Here is an 18929-nt window from a genome sequence, read left to right as displayed (position 1 = left end):
GTACGATGCGTCCCCAGCCGCCCGAGTCGGCGCGCGCGCCGATGGGCATGCTTTTCGACGTGCCGCTCGCGCCGCGGACCACGCTCGGCGTCGGCGGACCGGCCGCGCGGTACGTCGAGGCGCGCACCGAGGAGGCCGTGCACGACACGCTCGCCTGGGCGCGCAACCATCGCCTCGACGTCACCGTGCTCGGCGGCGGCTCGAACGTGCTCGTCGCGGATCGCGGCGTCGACGGCCTCGTCCTGCGGGTCGCGGTCTCCGGCTACAACCACGCGATCGAGGGAGATCGCGTCACGCTGAGCGCGGGCGCGGGCGAGTCGTGGGACGCGCTCGTCGCGATGACCGTCGAGCAAGGCTGGGCCGGGCTCGAGTGCCTCTCGGGCATCCCGGGCGACGTGGGCGCGGCGCCGATCCAGAACATCGGCGCGTACGGTCAGGAAGCGGGCGACGTGATCACGTTCGTCTACGGCATCGATCGGCGCAGCGGCGCGACCGTGGGCATCGATCGGCTCGGCTGCCGCTTCGGGTATCGCGACAGCGTCTTCAAGCGCCGGGCGAGCGGCAGGTTCGTGATCGTCGGCGTGACGTTTTCCCTTCAGCGCGGCGGCTCGGCGGCCGTGCGGTACGCCGAGCTCGATCGATACCTGCGCGAGACGGGCGCCGGGCCGTCGCCCTCGCTCGCGGAGGTGCGCAAAGCGGTGCTGGAGCTACGCCGTCGCAAGTCGATGCTCGTCGAGGCGGGCGACGAGAACGCGCGGAGCGCCGGTTCGTTCTTCGTGAACCCGACGCTCGACGAGGCGGCCTTCGCCGAGGCCCGCGCGCGCATCGAGGCCGCGAACGTGCTCGAGCCCGGCGAGACCCTTCCGCAGTTCGTCGCGGGCCCGGGTCGCGTGAAGATCCCGGCCGCGTGGCTCATCGAGCGTGCTGGATTCAAGAAGGGCACGACCGACGGACCGGTCGGTCTGTCCACGCGCCACGCGCTCGCGATCGTCAACCGTGGCGGCGCGACCGCCGAAGACATCCTCCGCTTCGCGCGCCGCATCCGCGACGGCGTGCTCGCGCGCTTCGGCGTCCGGCTCGTGCCGGAGCCCGTGATGCTCGGCTTCCGGCCCGAGGAGGTCGAGGACCTCGTGGGGCACCCAACGACCTGATTTTACGGCGTGTTCTGCAACCGCGAACGCGGCTACGCGCTACCCTGTCGACGTGGTCGAACCCCTGGACGAAGGCAAGGCCCCGGAAGAGGCGCGTGACGATCTCCCCGCCGACGAGGAGAACGCGGAGCCACGCACCTTCCGCAGCCTCCGGCCGCCGAAGCCGCTCGACGAGGACATGCTCGACGAGCTCGCGGGGCGTATCGCGACGATGCCCGAGCCGGTCGCCACGCTCGCGGTCGGCGTGGAGATCGCGCGGGCCGAGGGGGACGCGACCGGCGTGCGCAAGCGCCTCTTCGAGCTCGGGATCGGCATCGTTCGTTATGGTTTTTCCCTCGGCCTCGCCGCGCTCGTGGCGAAGCTCGGCGGCGCGGCCGCGCCGAGGCCCTTGGCGGAGGCGCTCGCGCGGGCGGCGCGGATCTCGGACGGGATGTGGTGCGAGCTCACGCGCACCGTCGGCAATGCGCTCAAGCCCTACGACCCGGCGCTCGCGCAGATGCTCGCGTTCACCTCGCAGCGTCCGCTGACCGAGCTCGTTTCTGCTCGTAACGATTTCATCCATCGGGGCGGCTCCGGCGACAACGCGCTGGAGAAGCTGATGGCGCTCCTCGAAAATACCGAGGCGCTCCTGTCGCTGTCGCTCCGGTGCGTGGTGTCGCTCGATCCGCCGACGTACGAGGCGCGCATGGGCACGCCGCTCCGGGGCGGGGTCTGGCGCAAGACGAAGGGCGCGCTGTCCGCGGGCGTCGAGGCCGGCGTGGCGTACGTGGTGCGCGAAGACGGGACGTGGATGCCCGTGTCGCCGTACCTGCCGCTCGTCGACAAGCGGCTGCTCTTCGCGGACGGCCCGCACGCGCCCGGCAAGCCGTGGCGCTGTACCGATCCGGAGATCGGCGAGCACCGCGAGCATCAGCCGATCGATCGGGCGGTTCGCAAGCTCGTGGGCGAGGACAAGAACGCGCCGCAGGAGCTCACGGACAGGCCACGCCTCGTCGGTCGGGACGCGGCGGTGAAGGTGCTCGAGCGCGCCGCGGAGGAGGCGGCCGCGGGCAGCGTGCGCGTCGCGCTCGTGACGGGATCGTTCGGCGTGGGCAGGACACGCGTCGCGGACGAGATCGTCGCGGCGGCGGCGGCGTATGGCTTCGGGCGCGTGATCGACGCGCGTTGCTCGGTCGAGCGCAGGACGCCGCTCCGCGCGCTGCGCACCGCGATCGAGGGCGTGAAGGGGCTCGGCCGCATGCGCGACGCCATCGAGCGCGCGCTCTCGGTCGAGGCCGCGATGACACGCGCCGCGCTGGACGCGTCGATCGAGGCGATCGAGGAGGCGCTCGTGGAGGCGAGCCTCGAAGAGCCCACGGTGCTCGACATGGACGACGCGCAGTGGGCGGACGAGCACACGCAAGGGCTCTTGCGCATGCTGACGGATCGAGCGATCCGCAAGGGGCGCGGGCGGCTCTTCGTCATCGTGACCGTACGCGACGAGCCGAACCCGAGCGTCTCGCTGCGGCGCTTCGTGGGTCGCGTCGAGCAAGGCATCGGCGCGGGTGCGACGCGCGTCATGCTCGACGCGCTCTCCACGAAGGACGCCTCCGCGCTCGTGCAGAACGTCGCGCCGATCGCGAAGGACATCGAGCGTGCCGTGGTCGAGGGCGCGGGCGGCGTGCCGTTTTTCCTCGTGCAGCCGCTCCTCGTGTGGAACGAGACCGGCTCGCTCGTCTGGCGTGACGCCGCGTGGCGACCGCGCGACGAGTCGATCCTGCGCGCCTCGGTGCCGGGCGTCAGGGACCTCTTGCGCGCGCGGCTCGACTCGTTCTTCGATCCAGGATCGGACGGCGAGCGGGCAGCTCAACACGTGCTGGCGTGCGTCGCGCTCTACGGCTCGGGTTTGCCGGTGGAGCAGCTCGTCGCGGCGGTGGAGGCGGCGGGGACGAACGCGCGGAGCGTGGAGCAGGCGCTCGAGCTCCTCGTGGAGTCGGGCCTGCTCATCGTGCGCGGCGAGCGGCAAGAGTACGGGTTCGCGCAGGAGATCGTGCGGCAAGCGGCGCTCGAGGACGTGCGGCAGAAGCCGTGGTTCCGCCGCATCCACCGCAGCTTGCTCGATGCCGTGGGGCGGAGCGAGGTCGCCGAGGAGAACGCGTCGTTCCTCGCGGCGGGGCACGAGTCGCTCGGCGAGCGCGAGGAGGCCGCGCGCTGGTACGGCAAGGCCGTGGCGAAGGCGCTCGCGGGCGGCGAGTTCGAACGGGCGATCGAGCTCGCGGAGAAGCTCGCGCAGGTGGCGAAGGGGGACGAGCGCGCGCGCGCCGAGCTGCACGTGGTCGACGCGCTCTTCCGCGCGGGTCGCGCGGCCGAGGCGAAAGATCGGCTGGAGAGGATCCACCTCGACGGCGTCATGGACATGGGCGTGCGGCTCGAAGCACGCGTGCTCACGCTCGCGATCGCCGCGACGCTCCGGCATCTACCGTCCGATCACGATCCCTCGCTCGTCGCGGACGCGGACGCGCACGGTGACCTCGTCCTGCGCATCGAGACGCGGCTCGCCGTGGCGCGCCTCGTGCGTGGGCGTCGCGGGCTCGCGCTCGCGGAGGAGGCGATCGCGGTTGCGGGGCAGACGTCGCTCGATCTGCGATATCGCGCGCTCGCCATGCGGCTCGACCTGATCATCGAGGTTGATCCCAGCGATCAGGCGCGGCTCGTTCGGGCCGTCGAGATGGCGCGCAGCGCGGCCCGCGATCTCAAGTCCCCTTGGGCCGAGCTCGACGCGGACAGCTACCTCGCCATCGCGCACTCGAACGCAGGCCACTTCGCCGCTGCAATTACGCTCTTCGAAAGCATCGCGGAGCGAGCCAGGACGTTCAAGTTCGGCACGTTGCACCGCGAGGTCCTCGCCAACGTCGCGACGACCCACCTTCGCGCGGGCAATCCGCAGCAGGCGGTCGTCGCCGTGAAGCTCGCCGTGGAGACGGCGCGGGCGGCCGGTGATCATGTCGTGCTCACGGGGGCCCAGTCGATCTGCGCGGACGCCTTGCTCCAGACGGGAGATCTCCACGGAGCGCGGGCTTCCGCGGACGAGGCGATCGCGCTGGCCTTTGCAGGCGGCCATGACTACCAGGCGATCGTGTCTTTGCTTCGTCGCGCGGAGATCCGTTCGCGGCTAGGCGATCCCTCGGCGATCGAAGACGCGGAGCTCGCCCGCTCCCGTGCCGAGGCGACGGGCGACGCGGACTTCGTGGCTCGCGCCGATCTCTGGTTGGCGCTTCACGCCGCGCGCACGGGGACGAACGAGTCTGCTGCCACGATGACGAGGCTCCGGGACGTGGTGCGCGACGTCGAGGGTCGGCAGGTCTCGCTCCGGGCGCCCACGCGGCGTTTGCTTGAGGAAGCCCGTCGACTCGCGGACGTGGGCACGCCGGGGGGCGCTGCCTTCACTCGATGATCAGACCGCCTCGCGTGCGCGTTCGCTCGATGATGAGCCCTCCGCGCGTCTTCGGCGCCGGCAGCTTCGCGTATTTCTCCGCCGCGTCCTTGTAGGCCGCGCCCTCGCTCGTGTGCTGGAACGAGAACACCTTCATGATGAGCCCGTCTCCAGGCTCGGTGCGCGCGACGAATGACGCGGGCTTGATCCCCGAATTGCTCCCCGACGCACCGCCGAGGTCGAGCTCGAGCCCACGGATGCGCGGGCACCTCTCGAGCCCCGCGTCGCGGCACTTCGAGTCCTTCTTCGCGCCTGCGCCCTCGACCGGCAGGTGCTTCATCCCGTCGAGGAGCTTGTCGTCCTTGATGCGCGTGACCTTCCCGTCACGCACGCGCGCGAGCGCCTCGTCCAGGCTCTGCAGCGGCGTGCGTGACGCGGCGATGTAGATGTCCTCGAAGCCGAGGTCCTTCTCGTTCAAACGGAACCTGAGCTCCCCGTTCGGGATGCGTGACTCCCGGCTGCCATCGAGCGGGTTCTTCGTGCCGATCCGCTCGTCCGGGAAGAGCACCGTGAGGCCGCTCGTCGCGTTGTTCTGGAAGATGTAGACGTACGCCCGCGGCTTGACCTCGACCTTGAAGAACACGCGCGTGTTCGTCGGCAGCGGCTCGTCCGGTTTGACCGTGCGCGTCCCGCCGCCCGCGCTCTCCGGCAGCTCCGCCTCCATCGACAGCGTGAGCGTCAGCTCTTCCTTGCGCTCCGCCTCCGGCACCGTGTGCTGGTAGAGCGCGTCGAGCGCGGCTTGCCGTTCGTCCTCCGACGACGCCTGTTTCACCGCCGCGATCAGCGAGCCAACGGGAGTGAGCAGCTTGAGGAGCGCCTTCTTCTCCTCGTCGTACGTCGCCTTGTCGATCGCGCACGCGTTGTAGTCGCGGCAGAGGCGCGTGTGCGCCGCGACGAACTTCTCGGTCTCCGCCGAGATGCGACGGATCGCGACATCCTCGAACGTCGCCGTCTCCGAGGCGAGGTTCAGGACACCGATGTCGCCCTCGGGGATCTCGCTCGAGCAATCGATGGTGGGACGCACCTCGTCACCACACGCGACGCTGCTTGGGGTCTTTGCGACGCAGGACGCGCCGGCGAGGGCGATGCCGACCACGGCGAGCGCACCGAGGCCGAGGTGCACGAAGCTTCGGCGTTGGGACATGGCTGCCGAGGGTACGGGGAAGGGCCCGCGTTTGCGAGCCCCGGGCCGTCAATTGATCGTGAAGGACTTGGTGACGCTGACGGGCGCGCCGTCGAAGGGCGGGACGCGCGCGCCGCGGAAGACGCCGGCCACGCAGCCGCCGACCGACGTGCCCGCGAAGGGCGGGCCTTGCACCTGCGCCGACGTCACGTTGCCGCTCGGCGCGAACGTCACCTTCACCTTGCCGGTGCCCGTCGGGCCATCCGCCGTCTTGCAGCTCTTCGCCGCGCCGGCCGCCGAGCCGAGCGCCGACGAAGCCGCGCCGCGGTTGAACTCCTTGCCGCCCTCTGCAGGCGGAGGCTCGGCCGTGGGCGCGGCGGTCGTCGTCGGCGCCGCCGTCGTCGCCGTGGGCGCGGCCGTGTTGTTGGGCTTCGGCCCCGTGCCGCCGACCGGGCCGCCGCCGGTCGTTCCGACCTTCGTCGTCGTATCGGTCGTCGGCGCCGCGCTCGTCGTCGCAGAGGGCGCCGCCGCGATCGTGTCCGTGGGCGCGGCCGTGGGCGTCGTGGGCGCGGCGGACGCCGTGGGGGCCGCCGTCGTCGTGTTCTCGGCCGTCGTCGTGTTCTGCGGCTGTCCGCGCAGGAGGAAGAACGCGGCCGCGCCTGCGACCACGATGCCGAGCGCGATGCCGATGACGAGGCCCGCAGAGCTCTTCTTCTGCTCGGGCACCTGCACCATCACGACCTGCGGCACCTGCGTGCCGGTCAGCGGGAGCTGCGTGCCCGTGAGCGGCACCTGCGTGCCCGTCATCATGCCAGGCATCGCGGCCATCATCGGCTGCGGAGGCGGCTCCACGACGGGCGCCATGAGCGGAGGCGGCGCGAGCATCGGACCGCCGAGGCCGCCGCCGCCGAGGTTCATGATGTCGTCGAGGCCGCCGCGGCCGTCCTTCTTCTTCGGCTCGTCCTTCGTGGCGGCCTTCTCGGCCGCGGTGAGCGCCGAGAGCGAGAAGAGCACCGAGTTCTCGTTGCGCTCGCCGACCGCGTTGCCCTTCGGCCCGGCGGGCGGCACCGAGGCGCGCGCGGGCTCCGGCTCGCCCTTCGACGAACCGAAGAGATCCTGACCCTGACGACCACCCGTCTTGCGCGCAGCCGCCTGCGCCCGCGCGGCTGCGGGTGCGCCCGAGCCTTCGGGCATCATCAGCGTCGCGTTCATGTCGTCCCCGGCCGGCGGGGCGGCTGCGGCGACGCCGCTGCTGCGACCCACGGCTGCCACGAGATCGGCGACCTGCGACAGCGGCAGCCAGTCCGACATGCCGTCCTTCCAGACGTACGTGTCGTTCGTGACCGTGCCGGCCGCGTACGCGGCTGCGATCGCGGCGGTCGACATCGTGCGTTGATCGTCGTCGCCGACGTTGACCGTCCACTCGTCGCCACCGCCGCTGCCTGCTGCGGCGGCGTTCGGATCACCCGAGAAGACACGGGTCGCCCCGTCGTCTTCGTCTTCGTATTGGCCCGCCTGGCCGTGTGCGTCGGGTGCGGCTTCGTTCGCGTTGACCACGATGGCCGAGCCGCACTTCTTGCACTTGATCTTGACGGTCTTACCGACGACTTTTTCGTCGGCGATCGTGTACTTCGCCTGGCACGACTGACACGTAATCTTCATGGGGAAAGCTGCCCTTCCGGGTCTCGCGCACGTGCACGAACGATCGTCTTGCTCTCTCGCCGAGGACCTCGGGTCCGGTCGTTACCGGCCTCTCCGTACGCCGTCACAAAGCATAACGGTTTCGCACGAGCGCGATCAAGCAACCTACAGATGCTCCTCCGACGTGCGAGTCAGCCGCCCGGGTCTACCGACGGACCTCACCGGTTCAGCGGCACGAGCGTCGTGCCGTCTGCCCCACAGAACTGCGCCTCCGCGCCGTAGCGCTCCCCGCACGTCGGGCAGACCTTCCCGGACGGCGCCGTCGCGCGTGTAGGGGTGGATCGTGCCGAGGCCCGGGCTTTCGGGGCCTCTGCCACGCTGTCCTCGTCCGCCTCGGTTTCCGCGTCCGCCTCGGCTTCCGCTTCCTCGTGGAGCTCGGCTTCCGTCTCGGCTTCCGCCTCCGCCGGCCTCCGACCGCGCCGCATCAGCACGAGGCCCGCGAAGCCGAGGGCGAAGGCGAGGCCGATCACGATCGCCACGAACGTCTGCTTGCGTTCCTGGCCGACGTCGTCCGCGACCCCCTTGCGCCCGCCCACGGCGCCCGTGGCGATCACCGCCACCGCGCCTTGCTCGGACCCCTGCGGGTCGAGCGTGCCTGCCGAGAGGAGCGCGTCGTACTTCGTCGGGCTCGTGATCTCCACGGCGACGGGCACGCCCTTGCCGGACACCGTCGCCACGAGCTCGACCCGCCCCTCCTCGGCGCCTTCGGCCACCGTGACGGTCCCGCTCCCGTCGACGGTCACCTTCGCCGCGAACGGCCCGGGCGTCACCGCCCACGTCGGCTTGACCGAGACAGCGCAGCCTTCGCTGTCCGTGACCACGGTTCGGAAGGAAAAACGATCCCCCGGCCGCAGCGTCTTCCTCGCCGGGTACACCTCGAGGCGGGCCGGATCTCCCGCCACCTTGCACACCTTCGGCGGCGCCTTGGGCGGGAGCGCGGCGGCGCTCGCGGCGGCGCTCGGGGGCGGGGTCGGCGGCGCAGCGCTCGCGGACGCGCTCGCCGAGGCGCTCGGCGCCGCCTCTTCGCCGTCGCGCTTCACGAGCCCGAACGATCGGGACCGGCTCGCCGTCGCCGTGCACGTCGCGCCCTCGGCCGTGACCTTGTGCTCCGACGTCTCTTGCATCGCGATCGACGTGTCCGTCGCCGACACCGTCGTCGTCACGGTGATGCGCTGCTTCTCGTTCGAGAGGCTGCACCGCGTCCGCCAGAACCGCCCGCCGCCCGACTGCGAGTGGCTCACGCGCCCGAGCCCCGGCGCTTGCTCCCAGCACTCGGCCGTGCTCCAGGCGCGCCCCGCGCCCACGATCGACAGCTCTCCGCCTTGCTCGCGGATCTGCACCGACCCGCCGCCGCCGCCTTGACCTTTCGGCTTCGGCCCGCACGCGTCCACCCAGCCGTCGAAAGACCAGCTCTCCGACACGGAGCTCGCCGACCACGAACCGCTCAGCGTGGGTTTGCTCTGCGCGCTCGCGCTCGCGGTGCAGGCCGTCGTCGCGGTGATCACGAGGGCCGCGAGCGAGCGACGTGCGAAGGAGCGAGGGCGGCGCACGGCCGAGCACGGTAGCAGATCGACGGAGAACGTGGACGGAGAGGTCCGCGTGATCCTTGCGATCCTTTTGCAGTTGTATAGGGCTGGTGATACCCATTTTTCAGGTTTCCGCGCAAATCGCGCTGCAAGATCCGCCTGACTGAGGACCGAGTCATGACGACCCTTGGCTTGCTCACCGGCCTGCGTCGCCGCCCTGTCGCGACGCTCGTGGCGCTCTCCGCGCTCCTCACCATCGCCGCGCCCGCGTCCGCGCAGACCACGAGCACCGAGCGCATCCCCGCGTCGAACGGCGAGGGCGCCGACCTGCACCTCTTCCGGCCCGCCGTCGACTCACGTGGCTTCTTCTCGGTCAACGGCGCGAGCGTCCTGCCTGGCAACGCCATCAGCTTCGGCCTCGTCCTCGACTACGGCAGAAACCTCCTCGAGCTCGCGCCCGGCCACGGCTCCGACTACCTCGTCGACCACGCCCTGCAGGGCACGTTGAGCTTCAACTACGGCATCGCCGATCGGCTCGTCCTCGGCCTCAGCGCGCCCGTCGTCCTCAACTACGGCACGAGCGTCACGGACATCGGCCCCGGCGTCCCCGGCAACTACACCGACGACGGCCTCACCGCGGAGGCCCTCGGCCACATCGCCCTGCACGGAAAGCTCCGCCTGCTCTCGCCCGACGGACCCATCGGCCTCGCCCTGCTCGTCCAGGGCGGCTACGGCATCGGCGGGCAACGCAACTTCGGCGCGGATCCCGGCTTCTTTTACTGGCCCCAGCTCATCGTCGAGAAGCAGTTCGGCAAGACGAACATGGTGCGCCTCGGCTTGAACGCCGGCTACCGCGGCCACACCGGGGAAAACCCCACGTTCGGCCTCGATCAGGCCGGGCTCGCGCAGCTGAAATCGGGCGTTTTTCAGTACGGAAACCTCGGCACCGGCGGCTTCGCGGCGAGCGTTCGCATCGGCGACAAGTTCGACATCACGGCCGAGACCTACGCGAGTTACCTCCTCGGCGGCGACTCCAACGCGAAGCAACGCCTGAGCGCCGAGGTCCTCGCCGGCTTCAAGGTCTTCATCCAGAAGAACTCGTACCTCTCGCTCGCGGGCGGCGTCGGCTACCTGCCCGGCTTCCAGTCGGCCTCGCAGCGCGGCATGCTCGCCTTCGTCTTCGAGCCCTTCGAGGAGGACCGCGACAAGGACGGCATCCCCGACGACGTCGACCAGTGCCCCGATGAACGCGAGGACAAGGACGGCGACGAGGATACCGACGGCTGCCCCGAGGACGATCCGGTCGACGAGCCCGTGCAGGTTCGCAGCGGCGATCGCGACGGCGACGGCATCCTCGACGCCGAGGACGGCTGCCCGGACAACGCCGAGGACAAGGACGGCTTCGAGGACACCGACGGCTGCCCCGAGGACGACAACGACAAGGACGGCATCCCCGACGTGCGCGACAAGTGCATGAACACGCCGGAGGACAAGGACAACTTCAAGGACGACGACGGTTGTCCCGAGGACGACAACGACGCGGACGGCAAGCTCGACGCCGAGGACAAGTGCCCGGACGAACCCGAAACGTACAACGGCAAGGACGATGAAGACGGCTGCCCCGACAAGGGCAGCGTCATCGTGCAGGACAACAACGTGCTCATCCTGGAGAAGATCCTCTTCAAGACGGGCAGCGCCGAGATCCTCGCGCAGTCGCTTCCGATCGTGGACGCGGTCGCCGCCACGCTGAAGGGCAACCCGAGCCTGAAGCTCCTCGAAGTGCAGGGCCACGCCGACGTGCGCGGCGCCGAGTTCGCGAACGTGAAGCTCACGCAGGCCCGCGCCGAGTCCGTGGTGAAGGCGCTCATCGAGCGCGGCGTCGACGCGAGCCGCCTGCGCGCCATGGGCTACGGCCCGTTCTGCCCGGTCGATCCCGCGAACAACGCCGTCGCCTGGGACAAGAACCGCCGCGTCGAGTTCAAGATCGTCCGCACCGACGCCGGTCCGACGGGCGTCGAGCTCGGCTGCGAGAAGGCGCGATCGAAGGGGATCACCTCGCCGGCGCCCTGAGGCCATTCCTTCCGCAATCGCAATCGAGGCCGCGGGGGAGGCTCGGCTCCCTCGCATTGCGCCTCGATTGCGAGGTCGAACCGCCCGGCAATCGCGCCTCTTCTTCCCGCCGCTCGACGTCGCCTTGTTTTATCGTCTCTTCATGATGAAGCTTCGCGCCCTCCCAGCCTTCCTCGCGCTCTCCTCGCTCCTCGCGGGGTGCATCGGCGAGAACGAGGACGTCGTCTTCGTGGAGCCGAGCATCTCGGCGCCGACCGCCGACGTCCAGGCCGGCGTGCTCGGCGCCACGGTGACCGGCTCGTTCACGCTCAAGCTCGTGCTCGGTCCACGCGCGAGTGGGCCGAGCACCGTGCAGCTCGGCTCGCTCGCGATCACGGACGCGCCGAACCAACAGTCCGTCGTGTCCGGCTTGTCGCTCCTCTCCCCGAAGCCGTTCCCCGTGGTCGTGCAGCCTGACAGCGAGGTCACGTTCGACTTTTTCTACGACCTCGGAGACAAGACGATCCCAGAGGAGACCGAGAACGCGCTCTGCCTGCCCGCGGGCGTCCGGATCGCAGGCACCATCCAGGACAGCCTCGATGTCGGCGCCACCTCCGTCGCCTCCGACGTGTTCGAGCCGACCGGCTGCCCGTAGGGCCGCAGGAAGAAGACAAGCCGGGCTTTCGCGCGCTACATTTGCGGCCGGAAGGTTCGCGACTGATGGCACACGACGACGCACGCACGCTCGAATCCGACGAGCGGCGCTTCACGAATGGCGACGGTGGAGAGAGCCTGGGGCTCGACGACGAGGGCTTGCGCGCGCTGCGCGTGGCGCTCGCCGCTTGGCGCATCGGCCCTGTCGCCGAGGCCGAGCGCAAGGTCAAGCCGCGCCAGCAAAAGTTCACCACCTGGAGCGGCCTCGAGGTCCTCGACGTCGCCACGCCGGCCGACAAACGCATCCACTACAAGGCCGACCTCGGCCTGCCCGGCGAGTACCCGTTCACGCGCGGCGTCCAGCCGACGATGTACCGCGGCAAGCTCTGGACGATGCGCATGTTCGCGGGCTTCGGCACGCCCGAGCAGACGAACCAGCGCTTCAAGTACCTGCTCGCCGAGGGCCAGACGGGCCTGTCGACCGCCTTCGATTTCCCCACCTTGATGGGCTACGACTCCGACTCGCCGCGCTCGCTCGGCGAGGTCGGCATGTGCGGCGTCGCGGTCGACACGCTGCGCGACATGGAGGTCCTCTTCGACGGGATCCCGCTCGACAAGGTCACGACCTCGATGACCATCAACGGGCCGGCGATCGTGCTGCTCGCCTTCTACATCGCGCTCGCCGACAAGCGGGGCATCCCGCGCGACAAGATCGGCGGCACGGTGCAGAACGACTGCCTGAAGGAGTTCATCGCGCAGCACGCCTGGGTCGTCGGGCCGCGGCCGGCGATGCGCATCGTGACGGACATGATCGAGTTCTGCGCGCGCGAGGTGCCGCGCTGGAACACGGTCTCGATCAGCGGCTACCACATCCGCGAGGCCGGAGCGACGGCCGCCCAGGAGCTCGCCTTCACGATCGCGGACGGCCTCGCGTACGTGGAGAGCGGCATCGCGCGCGGGCTCGACGTCGACGACTTCGCCCCGCGCCTCTCCTTCTTCTTCGACGTGCACAACGATTTCTTCGAGGAGATCGCGAAGTTCCGCGCGGCGCGTCGCATGTGGGCGCGCTTCATGCGCGAGCGCTACGGCGCGCGCAAGGCCGAGAGCTTGAAGCTCCGCACGCACGCGCAGACGGCCGGCGTCTCGCTCACGGCGCAGCAGCCGTACAACAACGTCGTGCGTGTCGCGCTGCAGGCGCTCGCGGCCGTCCTCGGGGGCACGCAATCGCTGCACACGAACTCGCTCGACGAGACGTACGCGCTGCCCACGGAGGAGTCGGTCACGATCGCGCTCCGGACGCAGCAGATCATCGCGCACGAGAGCGGCGTCGCGAACACGATCGACCCGCTCGGCGGCAGCTATCACGTGGAATGGCTGACCGACAAGCTCGAGGCCGAGGCGCTCGACTACATCCGCCGCATCGACGAGATGGGTGGCATGGTCGCCGCCGTGGAGAAGGGCTATCCGCAGCGCGAGATCGCGGCCTCGGCCTACCGCTTCCAGCGCGAGGTCGAGGACGAGCAGCGCGTGATCGTCGGCGTGAACAGTCACGTCGCGTCCGAGGAGAAGAACATCCCGCTCCTCAAGATCGACGAGACGGTGCAGCGCACGCAATGCGAGAACCTCGCCAAGGTGAAGGCGAGCCGCGACGCCGACGCCGTGCGCGACGCGCTCGCGGCCGTGCGCGAGGCGGCGCGTGGCACGTCGAACCTCATGCCTCCGATCATCGCCGCCGCGAAGGCCTACTGCACCGAGCAGGAGATCTGCGACGTCCTGCGCGAGGTCATGGGCACGCACTCCGATCCCGCCGAGTTCTGACGGGGGCGCGCCCGCGCCCCCGGCCTCCCAAACCCGCAAGATCCCACCAGACAGAAAATGCTTGCCCTGCGCGAGCGTTCCTACGTAAACTGAAACCACTGCCGGCCTGTCGTCCCGTCGAATGGGCGATGGAGTCATCGTCGATTCAGAGCCGCACGACGTACGGAGCCCCACGTGGAAGCTTCTCTTGGTCGGTTTTTGGCCGATATGGCCCTCGATCCGTCCCGTTTGGCCGCGTTCCTCCAGGACCCCGACGAGCTGATGAAGCAGGTCAACCTGGGCGAGGAAGAGCGCCTGGTCGTGCAGAGCGCGAACGCCGCGCTGATGTCGGACTGGCTTTGCACGGAGCGTGGCGGACCCGCCTCGGCGCCGTGGAACTGCCCGGTGCTCATGATGTTTTGAGTTCCCCCGGGGGGGTCCCGCATACCGAGCGATGCTTGGGGGAGGCACGCGGGGTGAGCCCGCGTGCGCTTCTACCTGTCTAAAATTTGCCGCGTAGCATGTTCTTAGCGAATGCGCCCGTACCGGGGTAGCATGACGCCATGCGCCTACGCCCGGGCGACACCTTCGACCGGTACGTGATCGAAGCGCTCCTCGGCGAGGGGGGCATGGGCGAGGTGTATCAGGCGCGCGATAGCCGTCTGCGACGTCGCGTCGCGCTCAAGGTCCTGCGCAAAGAGGCCGCTGAAGATCCCGAGGGCTGGCAGCGCGCCCTCGTTCGCATGCTGCGCGAGGCCCGCGCCGCCGCGGCGCTGAACCACCCGAACACGGTCGCCATCTACGACATCGGCGAGGCCGAGGGCCTGCCTTACCTCGCGATGGAGCTCATCGAGGGCCTGTCGCTCCGGCGCTTGATCGGCGGCGGCGCCTCGATTTCCACGCGACTCGGGTGGCTGCTCGACGTGGCGCGCGCCCTGTCCGCCGCGCATCGCGCAGGCCTCGTGCACCGCGACGTGAAGCCGGAAAACGTGATGCTGCGCGAGGATGGCACCATCAAGGTCCTCGACTTCGGCATCGCGCGGCGCGTGCACCTCGACGCCGACGAGGCCGTCGCTTCCACGCGGCGCGGAGCGGATCTGGCCAAGGTCGGGTCGATGCGCGGGGCCGACACGGTCACGAGCGAAGGCGTGATGGTCGGCACCCCGGCGTACATGGCGCCCGAGCAGCTCACGGGCGATCCGGTCGACGCGAGGACGGATCAATTCGGCTGGGGCGTGCTCGCGTACGAGCTCATCACGGGCCGCGTGCCGTTCGGCGCGGACTTCGAAGGCATCAAGCTGCTCTCGGCCATCCTGCAGGACGAGCCGCCGTCGCTCGAAGGCCTCGTGCCGTCGGTGATCGAGCGTGTCCTCAAGCGCGCAGTCGCGAAGCGCAAGATCGACCGATTCTCCTCGATGGATCTCGTGGTCGACGCGCTCGCGCCTTACGTCGCGGCGGAGAACGCGGGCGGCCTGCACGATGCCTTGATCCCGGGGCCGGACTCCACGCAGCCGGAGACCCTGGCCCCGGAGGACGTGGCGCCGAACGCGCGCGTCCTGCCGGCCCGGAAGACGCTGCCCAGCATCCCGATCGGCGCGAAGTCGGAGTCCACGCCGCCGCCGCGAAACGCGCTGGCGACGCACACGATGCGCTCGCCGGATCACGACAAGCCCGGCCGGAGCACGGCGCCGCCGCCCACGCCCATCGTGCGCGTGGAGATGCCGGGGAACGCGGGGAAAACGACGACGGCGGTGACCACGCTCGAATCGCCGGCCATGCTGACGACGCCCCCGCCGAGGCTCGGACGGCGATTGCCGCGCTGGGCGGTGGTGGGCCTCAGCGCGATCTGGGTCGTGGCCGCGGCGGTGTGGGGGACCCTCTGGTATCGGAAGAACACCACGCCCCCGCCCGTGGCCATACCCACGCCCGCGCCCGCGCCCACGCCGATCACGGAGCTGCCCATTTCGGGATCGTCGAACCCCGAGGCGCTCACCGCGTACAAGGAAGGCCTGCAAGCCTTGCGGGACGCCTCCTGGGAGGTCGCGCGGGGGGCCTTCGATCGCGCGACGAAGGCCGACAATAAGTTTGGCTCGGCATATCTACGCCTGGCGCTGATCGAGCGGTTCCGCGCGGACACCGCCGGGACGCGGATGGCATTCCAGCGCGCCATGGAGCTCCGCGGCACGATGACGGAGCGCGACAAGGTCCTGCTCGACGCGCTCGAGCCGCTCCTGCAGCGGGATCCGCCGGACGTGGCCGAGGGCGTCAAGCGTATCGAGGAGGCCTCCCGGCGGTATCCGGGAGACGCCGAGTTCGTCGAGCTGCAGGTGGCCATTCAGGCGCGCGCCGAGCCTACGAGGCTCCTCGCGCTCGCCGACCGCTGCATCGAGCTCGATCCGAAATACGCCGATTGCTGGCAGGTGCGGTCCTATTCGCTCTTCCGGGTCGAACGACAAACGGAGGCGCTGGCGTCGCTCGATCGTTGCGTCGAGCTCGTGCCGGCGTCGGTGGATTGCCTGCTCGAACGGATCCGCGCGCGCAAGTACCTCGGCCAATGTGATCTCCTCGAGGGCGACGTGCGCCGCTGGATCACCAAGGCCCCGACCTCGGCGATCGCGCATAACGAGCTCGCCGTCGCTCTCCACGCCGGCGGGCAGCCTCCTCCGGCCGTGAACGCCGCCGTCGAGCAAGCCGCGAAGAGGTTCCGGGATCAGGGGCGCATCGAGCAGGCCGGCCGGCTGCGTATCCATCACGCCCTGGTCTTCGGCGACTTCGAGGCCGCCGAGCGGCTCGCCCGTGATCTGGAGAAGGACATCGCGGGCGAATCGCTGGAGGAGAAACACGTCGTCCCGGCGCTCGCGCTGGTCCAGCTTTACGAGGAGCTGGGCCAAGACAAACGGGCCGCCGAGGTCGCGGATCGATTCCTCGCGCAACGCTCGGCGTGGACGAGGCCGGTCGTTCAGCTCACCTGGTGGGATTCGACGATGGCCTTCCTCGAGGCGAAGCGGCGGGGAGGAGCGCTCGACACTCCAGGATACGCCGCGGCGCGCGAGGCGTGGGCCAATGGCTGGGTCGACGGGACGGGCGATACGAAACAGGCGGCCGTCTGGTTCGTCGGGTACGCGGCGCCTGCACGGAGCGAGGCCGAGGCGCGGGAGGCCCTCGCGGTGCAGCCCCCGCTGCAGCCTGCGGCATTCTATACACAAATGGCGCCCAAGGTGGAGATGTGGCTCGGCGGCCTTCATAGCCTGGCAGGGGATGCGGAGCGCGCCCTGCCGCACCTCGAGATCGCCGCTCGCTCCTGCACGGCGCTCGACGAGCCCATGCAGCATACGGTCGCGACCTTTCGCCTCGGGCTCGTCCGGGAGCAACGGAACGACAAATCCGGCGCGTGCGCCGCGTACCGCACTGTACTCGGGCGCTGGGGCCGGGTGAAAGGCTCGGTCACGGCACAGGCGGCCGCTGTTCGGGCGAAGGCATTGAAATGCGGCGAATGAAGCCCGCGGCGCGTGTCGTCCGCGGGCATGGGAGGCATCGCGCAGGATGATCAAAGAAAAGGGGTCGCTCGCCGTCGTGGGGACCGGCATCAGGACGGTCGGTCAGCTCGGCGGGGACACCATTGCCAGGTTGAAGGCGTCGAGCAAGGTGTTTTACCTCGTCGCCGACATCGTGGGCGAGCAGGTGATCAAGCAGATCCAGCCCGCCGCGGAATCGCTCGGCCGGTTTTACCGGCTGGGTGGGGCTCGCAAGGAGGCGTACGACGCGATGGTCGAGCGCGTCCTCAGCGCCGTGCGTGATGGCCACCGGACGTGCTTCGCGGCGTACGGCCATCCCGGCGTCTTCGCCTTCCCGACCCACGAGGCGGTGCGCAAGGCGCGCGCCGAGGGCTACGACGCCATCATGCTCCCCGCCGTCTCGGCCGAGGACTGTCTCTTCGCCGACCTCGGCGTCGACCCTGCGAACCCGGGCTGCGTGAGCCACGAGGCCACGCGGTTCGTCCTGTACAGGAAGCCCATCGACCCCACGTCCGCGCTGATCCTGTGGCAGGTCGGCAGCTTCGGCGACCCGACGTACCAGCCCCAGCGCAATCGAGGCCGCTGGATTCACCTCCTCGTCGAGCGGCTCCGCGAGCATTACCCCGAGAACCACGAGGTCACGCTCTACGAGGCCGCCATCTTCATCAACTGCCCTGCGCGTATCGAGCGTATCCCCCTCGGCGCCCTCGCCGACGCCGAGCTCAGCCCCGCCACCACGCTCTACGTTCCCCCGGCCCTGCGCGACGAACTCGACGACGAGACGTGCGGCGCGCTCAGCATCAGATCCGAGCACCTGAAGCGCTGAATCGCGCCCTCGCCATCCTTCCGGCGAACCTCCCTTCGCGCTACCCTCTGCGCCATGCCCCTTTCGCCTGGAGACAGGTTCGATCGGTACGTCGTCGAAGCGCTGCTCGGCGAAGGCGGCATGGGCGAGGTGTATCGCGCGCAGGATACGCGCCTCGGTCGCGCCGTCGCGCTCAAGGTGCTCCGCCGCGACGCCCAGGGCGCGAGCGAATCGTGGAGCCGGCAGGTGCGTCGCATGCTGCGCGAGGCGCGGATCGCCGCGGCGTTGAGCGATCCCGGCATCGTCGCGGTCTATGACGTCGGCGAGCACGAGGGCACGCCGTTCATCGCGATGGAGCTCGTGCAGGGCAAGCTCCTGCGCGACCTCATCCGCAAAGACGCGCCGATCGGCGAGCGGATCGCCTTGCTCTCCGCGGTCGCGGAGGTCCTCTGCGTCGCGCACCGCGCCGGGCTCGTGCATCGCGACGTCAAGCCCGAGAACGTGATGATCCGCGAGGACGGCGCCATCAAGGTCCTCGATTTCGGCATCGCGCGGCGCACCGACGACGAGCTCGCCGCCGAGGGGCAGGACGATTTCGCCACGCGCACCGGCGACGGCTCGTTCATCGGCACTCCCGCGTACATGGCCCCCGAGCAGGTGAAGGGCGAGTTCATCGACGCGCGGGCCGATCAATTCGCCTGGGGCGTCACCGCGTACGAGCTGCTCATGGGCAAGCTCCCGTTCCGCTCGGATCGCGGGCCCGTGAGCCTCATCGCCTCGATCCTGAGCGACGACCCGCCGCCGATGGACGGCGTGCCGCCCGAGATCGAATCCATCGTCCTGCGCGCGCTCGCCAAGGAGCCCGCCGATCGTTACGGCTCGATGGAGGACATCGCCGCTCTGCTCGCGCCCTTCGCCACGCCGATCACGACGCTCGTGCGCAGAAACGACGAGCCCGCGACCGCCGCGCGTCGCTCCGGAAAGGAGCCGCGCCCGCCCGCGAACACCTCCGCGCGCGCCACGACGACCCGCTCGTCGCCGCGCCGCGCCGCCACGCATCGCACGCCGCCCGCGCCGAGCGCGCGCGCTCCCTCGCGCTCGCGCCGCTTCCTCGGCCTCGCCGCCGTCGTCACGCT

General features: G+C 70.1%; 12 protein-coding genes. 9 read left to right on the top strand and 3 right to left on the bottom strand.

Going from position 1 to position 18929, the window contains the following annotated elements; translation table 11 throughout:
• The first annotated feature begins 5 nt into the window (after positions 1-5).
• Both QHF83_RS39140 and QHF83_RS39135 read left to right on the top strand, forming a co-directional pair.
• Positions 6-1151, top strand: a complete 1146-nt coding sequence (locus QHF83_RS39140; RefSeq protein WP_282423177.1) for a UDP-N-acetylmuramate dehydrogenase — start codon at positions 6-8, stop codon at positions 1149-1151.
• A gap of 52 nt (positions 1152-1203) precedes the next feature.
• Positions 1204-4584: an AAA family ATPase gene (locus tag QHF83_RS39135; RefSeq protein ID WP_282423176.1), complete on the top strand. Its 3381-nt coding sequence runs from the start codon at positions 1204-1206 to the stop codon at positions 4582-4584.
• Here the strand turns inward: QHF83_RS39135 and QHF83_RS39130 are convergent.
• The 3 genes from QHF83_RS39130 to QHF83_RS39120 form a co-directional block, all read right to left on the bottom strand.
• Positions 4574-5767 (bottom strand): DUF4384 domain-containing protein, encoded by a 1194-nt coding sequence (locus QHF83_RS39130; RefSeq protein ID WP_282423175.1) that lies wholly within the window; start codon positions 5765-5767, stop codon positions 4574-4576. The two genes, QHF83_RS39135 and QHF83_RS39130, sit on opposite strands and share 11 nt — an antisense overlap.
• Before the next feature lie 48 nt (positions 5768-5815).
• The gene (locus QHF83_RS39125) at positions 5816-7408 is read right to left on the bottom strand and encodes a zinc-ribbon domain-containing protein (protein WP_282423174.1); all 1593 of its coding nucleotides are present in this window, start codon (positions 7406-7408) and stop codon (positions 5816-5818) included.
• 197 nt (positions 7409-7605) lie between these two features.
• Positions 7606-8997, bottom strand: a complete 1392-nt coding sequence (locus QHF83_RS39120; protein ID WP_282423173.1) for a hypothetical protein — start codon at positions 8995-8997, stop codon at positions 7606-7608.
• Positions 8998-9150: 153 nt separating this feature from the next.
• Here QHF83_RS39120 and QHF83_RS39115 point away from each other — a divergent pair, with 153 nt between their 5' ends.
• From QHF83_RS39115 to QHF83_RS39085, 7 genes are all read left to right on the top strand, one after another.
• Positions 9151-11043, top strand: a complete 1893-nt coding sequence (locus QHF83_RS39115; RefSeq protein ID WP_282423172.1) for an OmpA family protein — start codon at positions 9151-9153, stop codon at positions 11041-11043.
• 142 nt (positions 11044-11185) lie between these two features.
• Positions 11186-11677, top strand: coding sequence for a hypothetical protein (locus QHF83_RS39110; RefSeq protein ID WP_282423171.1), 492 nt, complete (start codon positions 11186-11188; stop codon positions 11675-11677).
• A gap of 65 nt (positions 11678-11742) precedes the next feature.
• A complete protein-coding gene (locus QHF83_RS39105) occupies positions 11743-13494 on the top strand; it encodes a methylmalonyl-CoA mutase family protein (RefSeq protein WP_282423170.1) in 1752 nt (583 codons plus the stop codon).
• A 174-nt stretch (positions 13495-13668) separates the two neighbouring features.
• A complete protein-coding gene (locus tag QHF83_RS39100) occupies positions 13669-13896 on the top strand; it encodes a hypothetical protein (RefSeq protein WP_272417509.1) in 228 nt (75 codons plus the stop codon).
• 140 nt (positions 13897-14036) lie between these two features.
• Complete coding sequence (locus QHF83_RS39095) at positions 14037-16970, top strand: serine/threonine-protein kinase (RefSeq protein ID WP_282423169.1); 2934 nt, start codon at positions 14037-14039, stop codon at positions 16968-16970.
• A gap of 46 nt (positions 16971-17016) precedes the next feature.
• A complete protein-coding gene (locus tag QHF83_RS39090) occupies positions 17017-17814 on the top strand; it encodes an SAM-dependent methyltransferase (RefSeq protein WP_282423168.1) in 798 nt (265 codons plus the stop codon).
• Positions 17815-17868: 54 nt separating this feature from the next.
• A partial coding sequence (locus QHF83_RS39085) for a serine/threonine-protein kinase (protein WP_282423167.1) occupies positions 17869-18929 on the top strand: 1061 nt, incomplete at its 3' end.

Source organism: Polyangium sp. 15x6 (assembly GCF_029960785.1).
Taxonomy (GTDB): Bacteria; Myxococcota_A; Polyangia; order Polyangiales; family Polyangiaceae; genus Polyangium.
Note: the sequence above shows the minus strand (reverse complement) of the source record. Positions and strands in the feature narration are given on the sequence as shown.

Bases quoted from the DNA above. Each gene is read 5' to 3' on its own strand.
- QHF83_RS39140 (WP_282423177.1), top strand. From the start codon at position 6: ATGCGTCCCCAGCCGCCCGAGTCGGCGCGCGCGCCGATGGGCATGCTT.
- QHF83_RS39115 (WP_282423172.1), top strand. From the start codon at position 9,151: ATGACGACCCTTGGCTTGCTCACCGGCCTGCGTCGCCGCCCTGTCGCG.
- QHF83_RS39130 (WP_282423175.1), bottom strand. From the start codon at position 5,767: ATGTCCCAACGCCGAAGCTTCGTGCACCTCGGCCTCGGTGCGCTCGCC.
- QHF83_RS39105 (WP_282423170.1), top strand. From the start codon at position 11,743: ATGGCACACGACGACGCACGCACGCTCGAATCCGACGAGCGGCGCTTC.
- QHF83_RS39095 (WP_282423169.1), top strand. From the start codon at position 14,037: ATGCGCCTACGCCCGGGCGACACCTTCGACCGGTACGTGATCGAAGCG.
- QHF83_RS39125 (WP_282423174.1), bottom strand. From the start codon at position 7,408: ATGAAGATTACGTGTCAGTCGTGCCAGGCGAAGTACACGATCGCCGAC.
- QHF83_RS39110 (WP_282423171.1), top strand. From the start codon at position 11,186: ATGATGAAGCTTCGCGCCCTCCCAGCCTTCCTCGCGCTCTCCTCGCTC.
- QHF83_RS39090 (WP_282423168.1), top strand. From the start codon at position 17,017: ATGATCAAAGAAAAGGGGTCGCTCGCCGTCGTGGGGACCGGCATCAGG.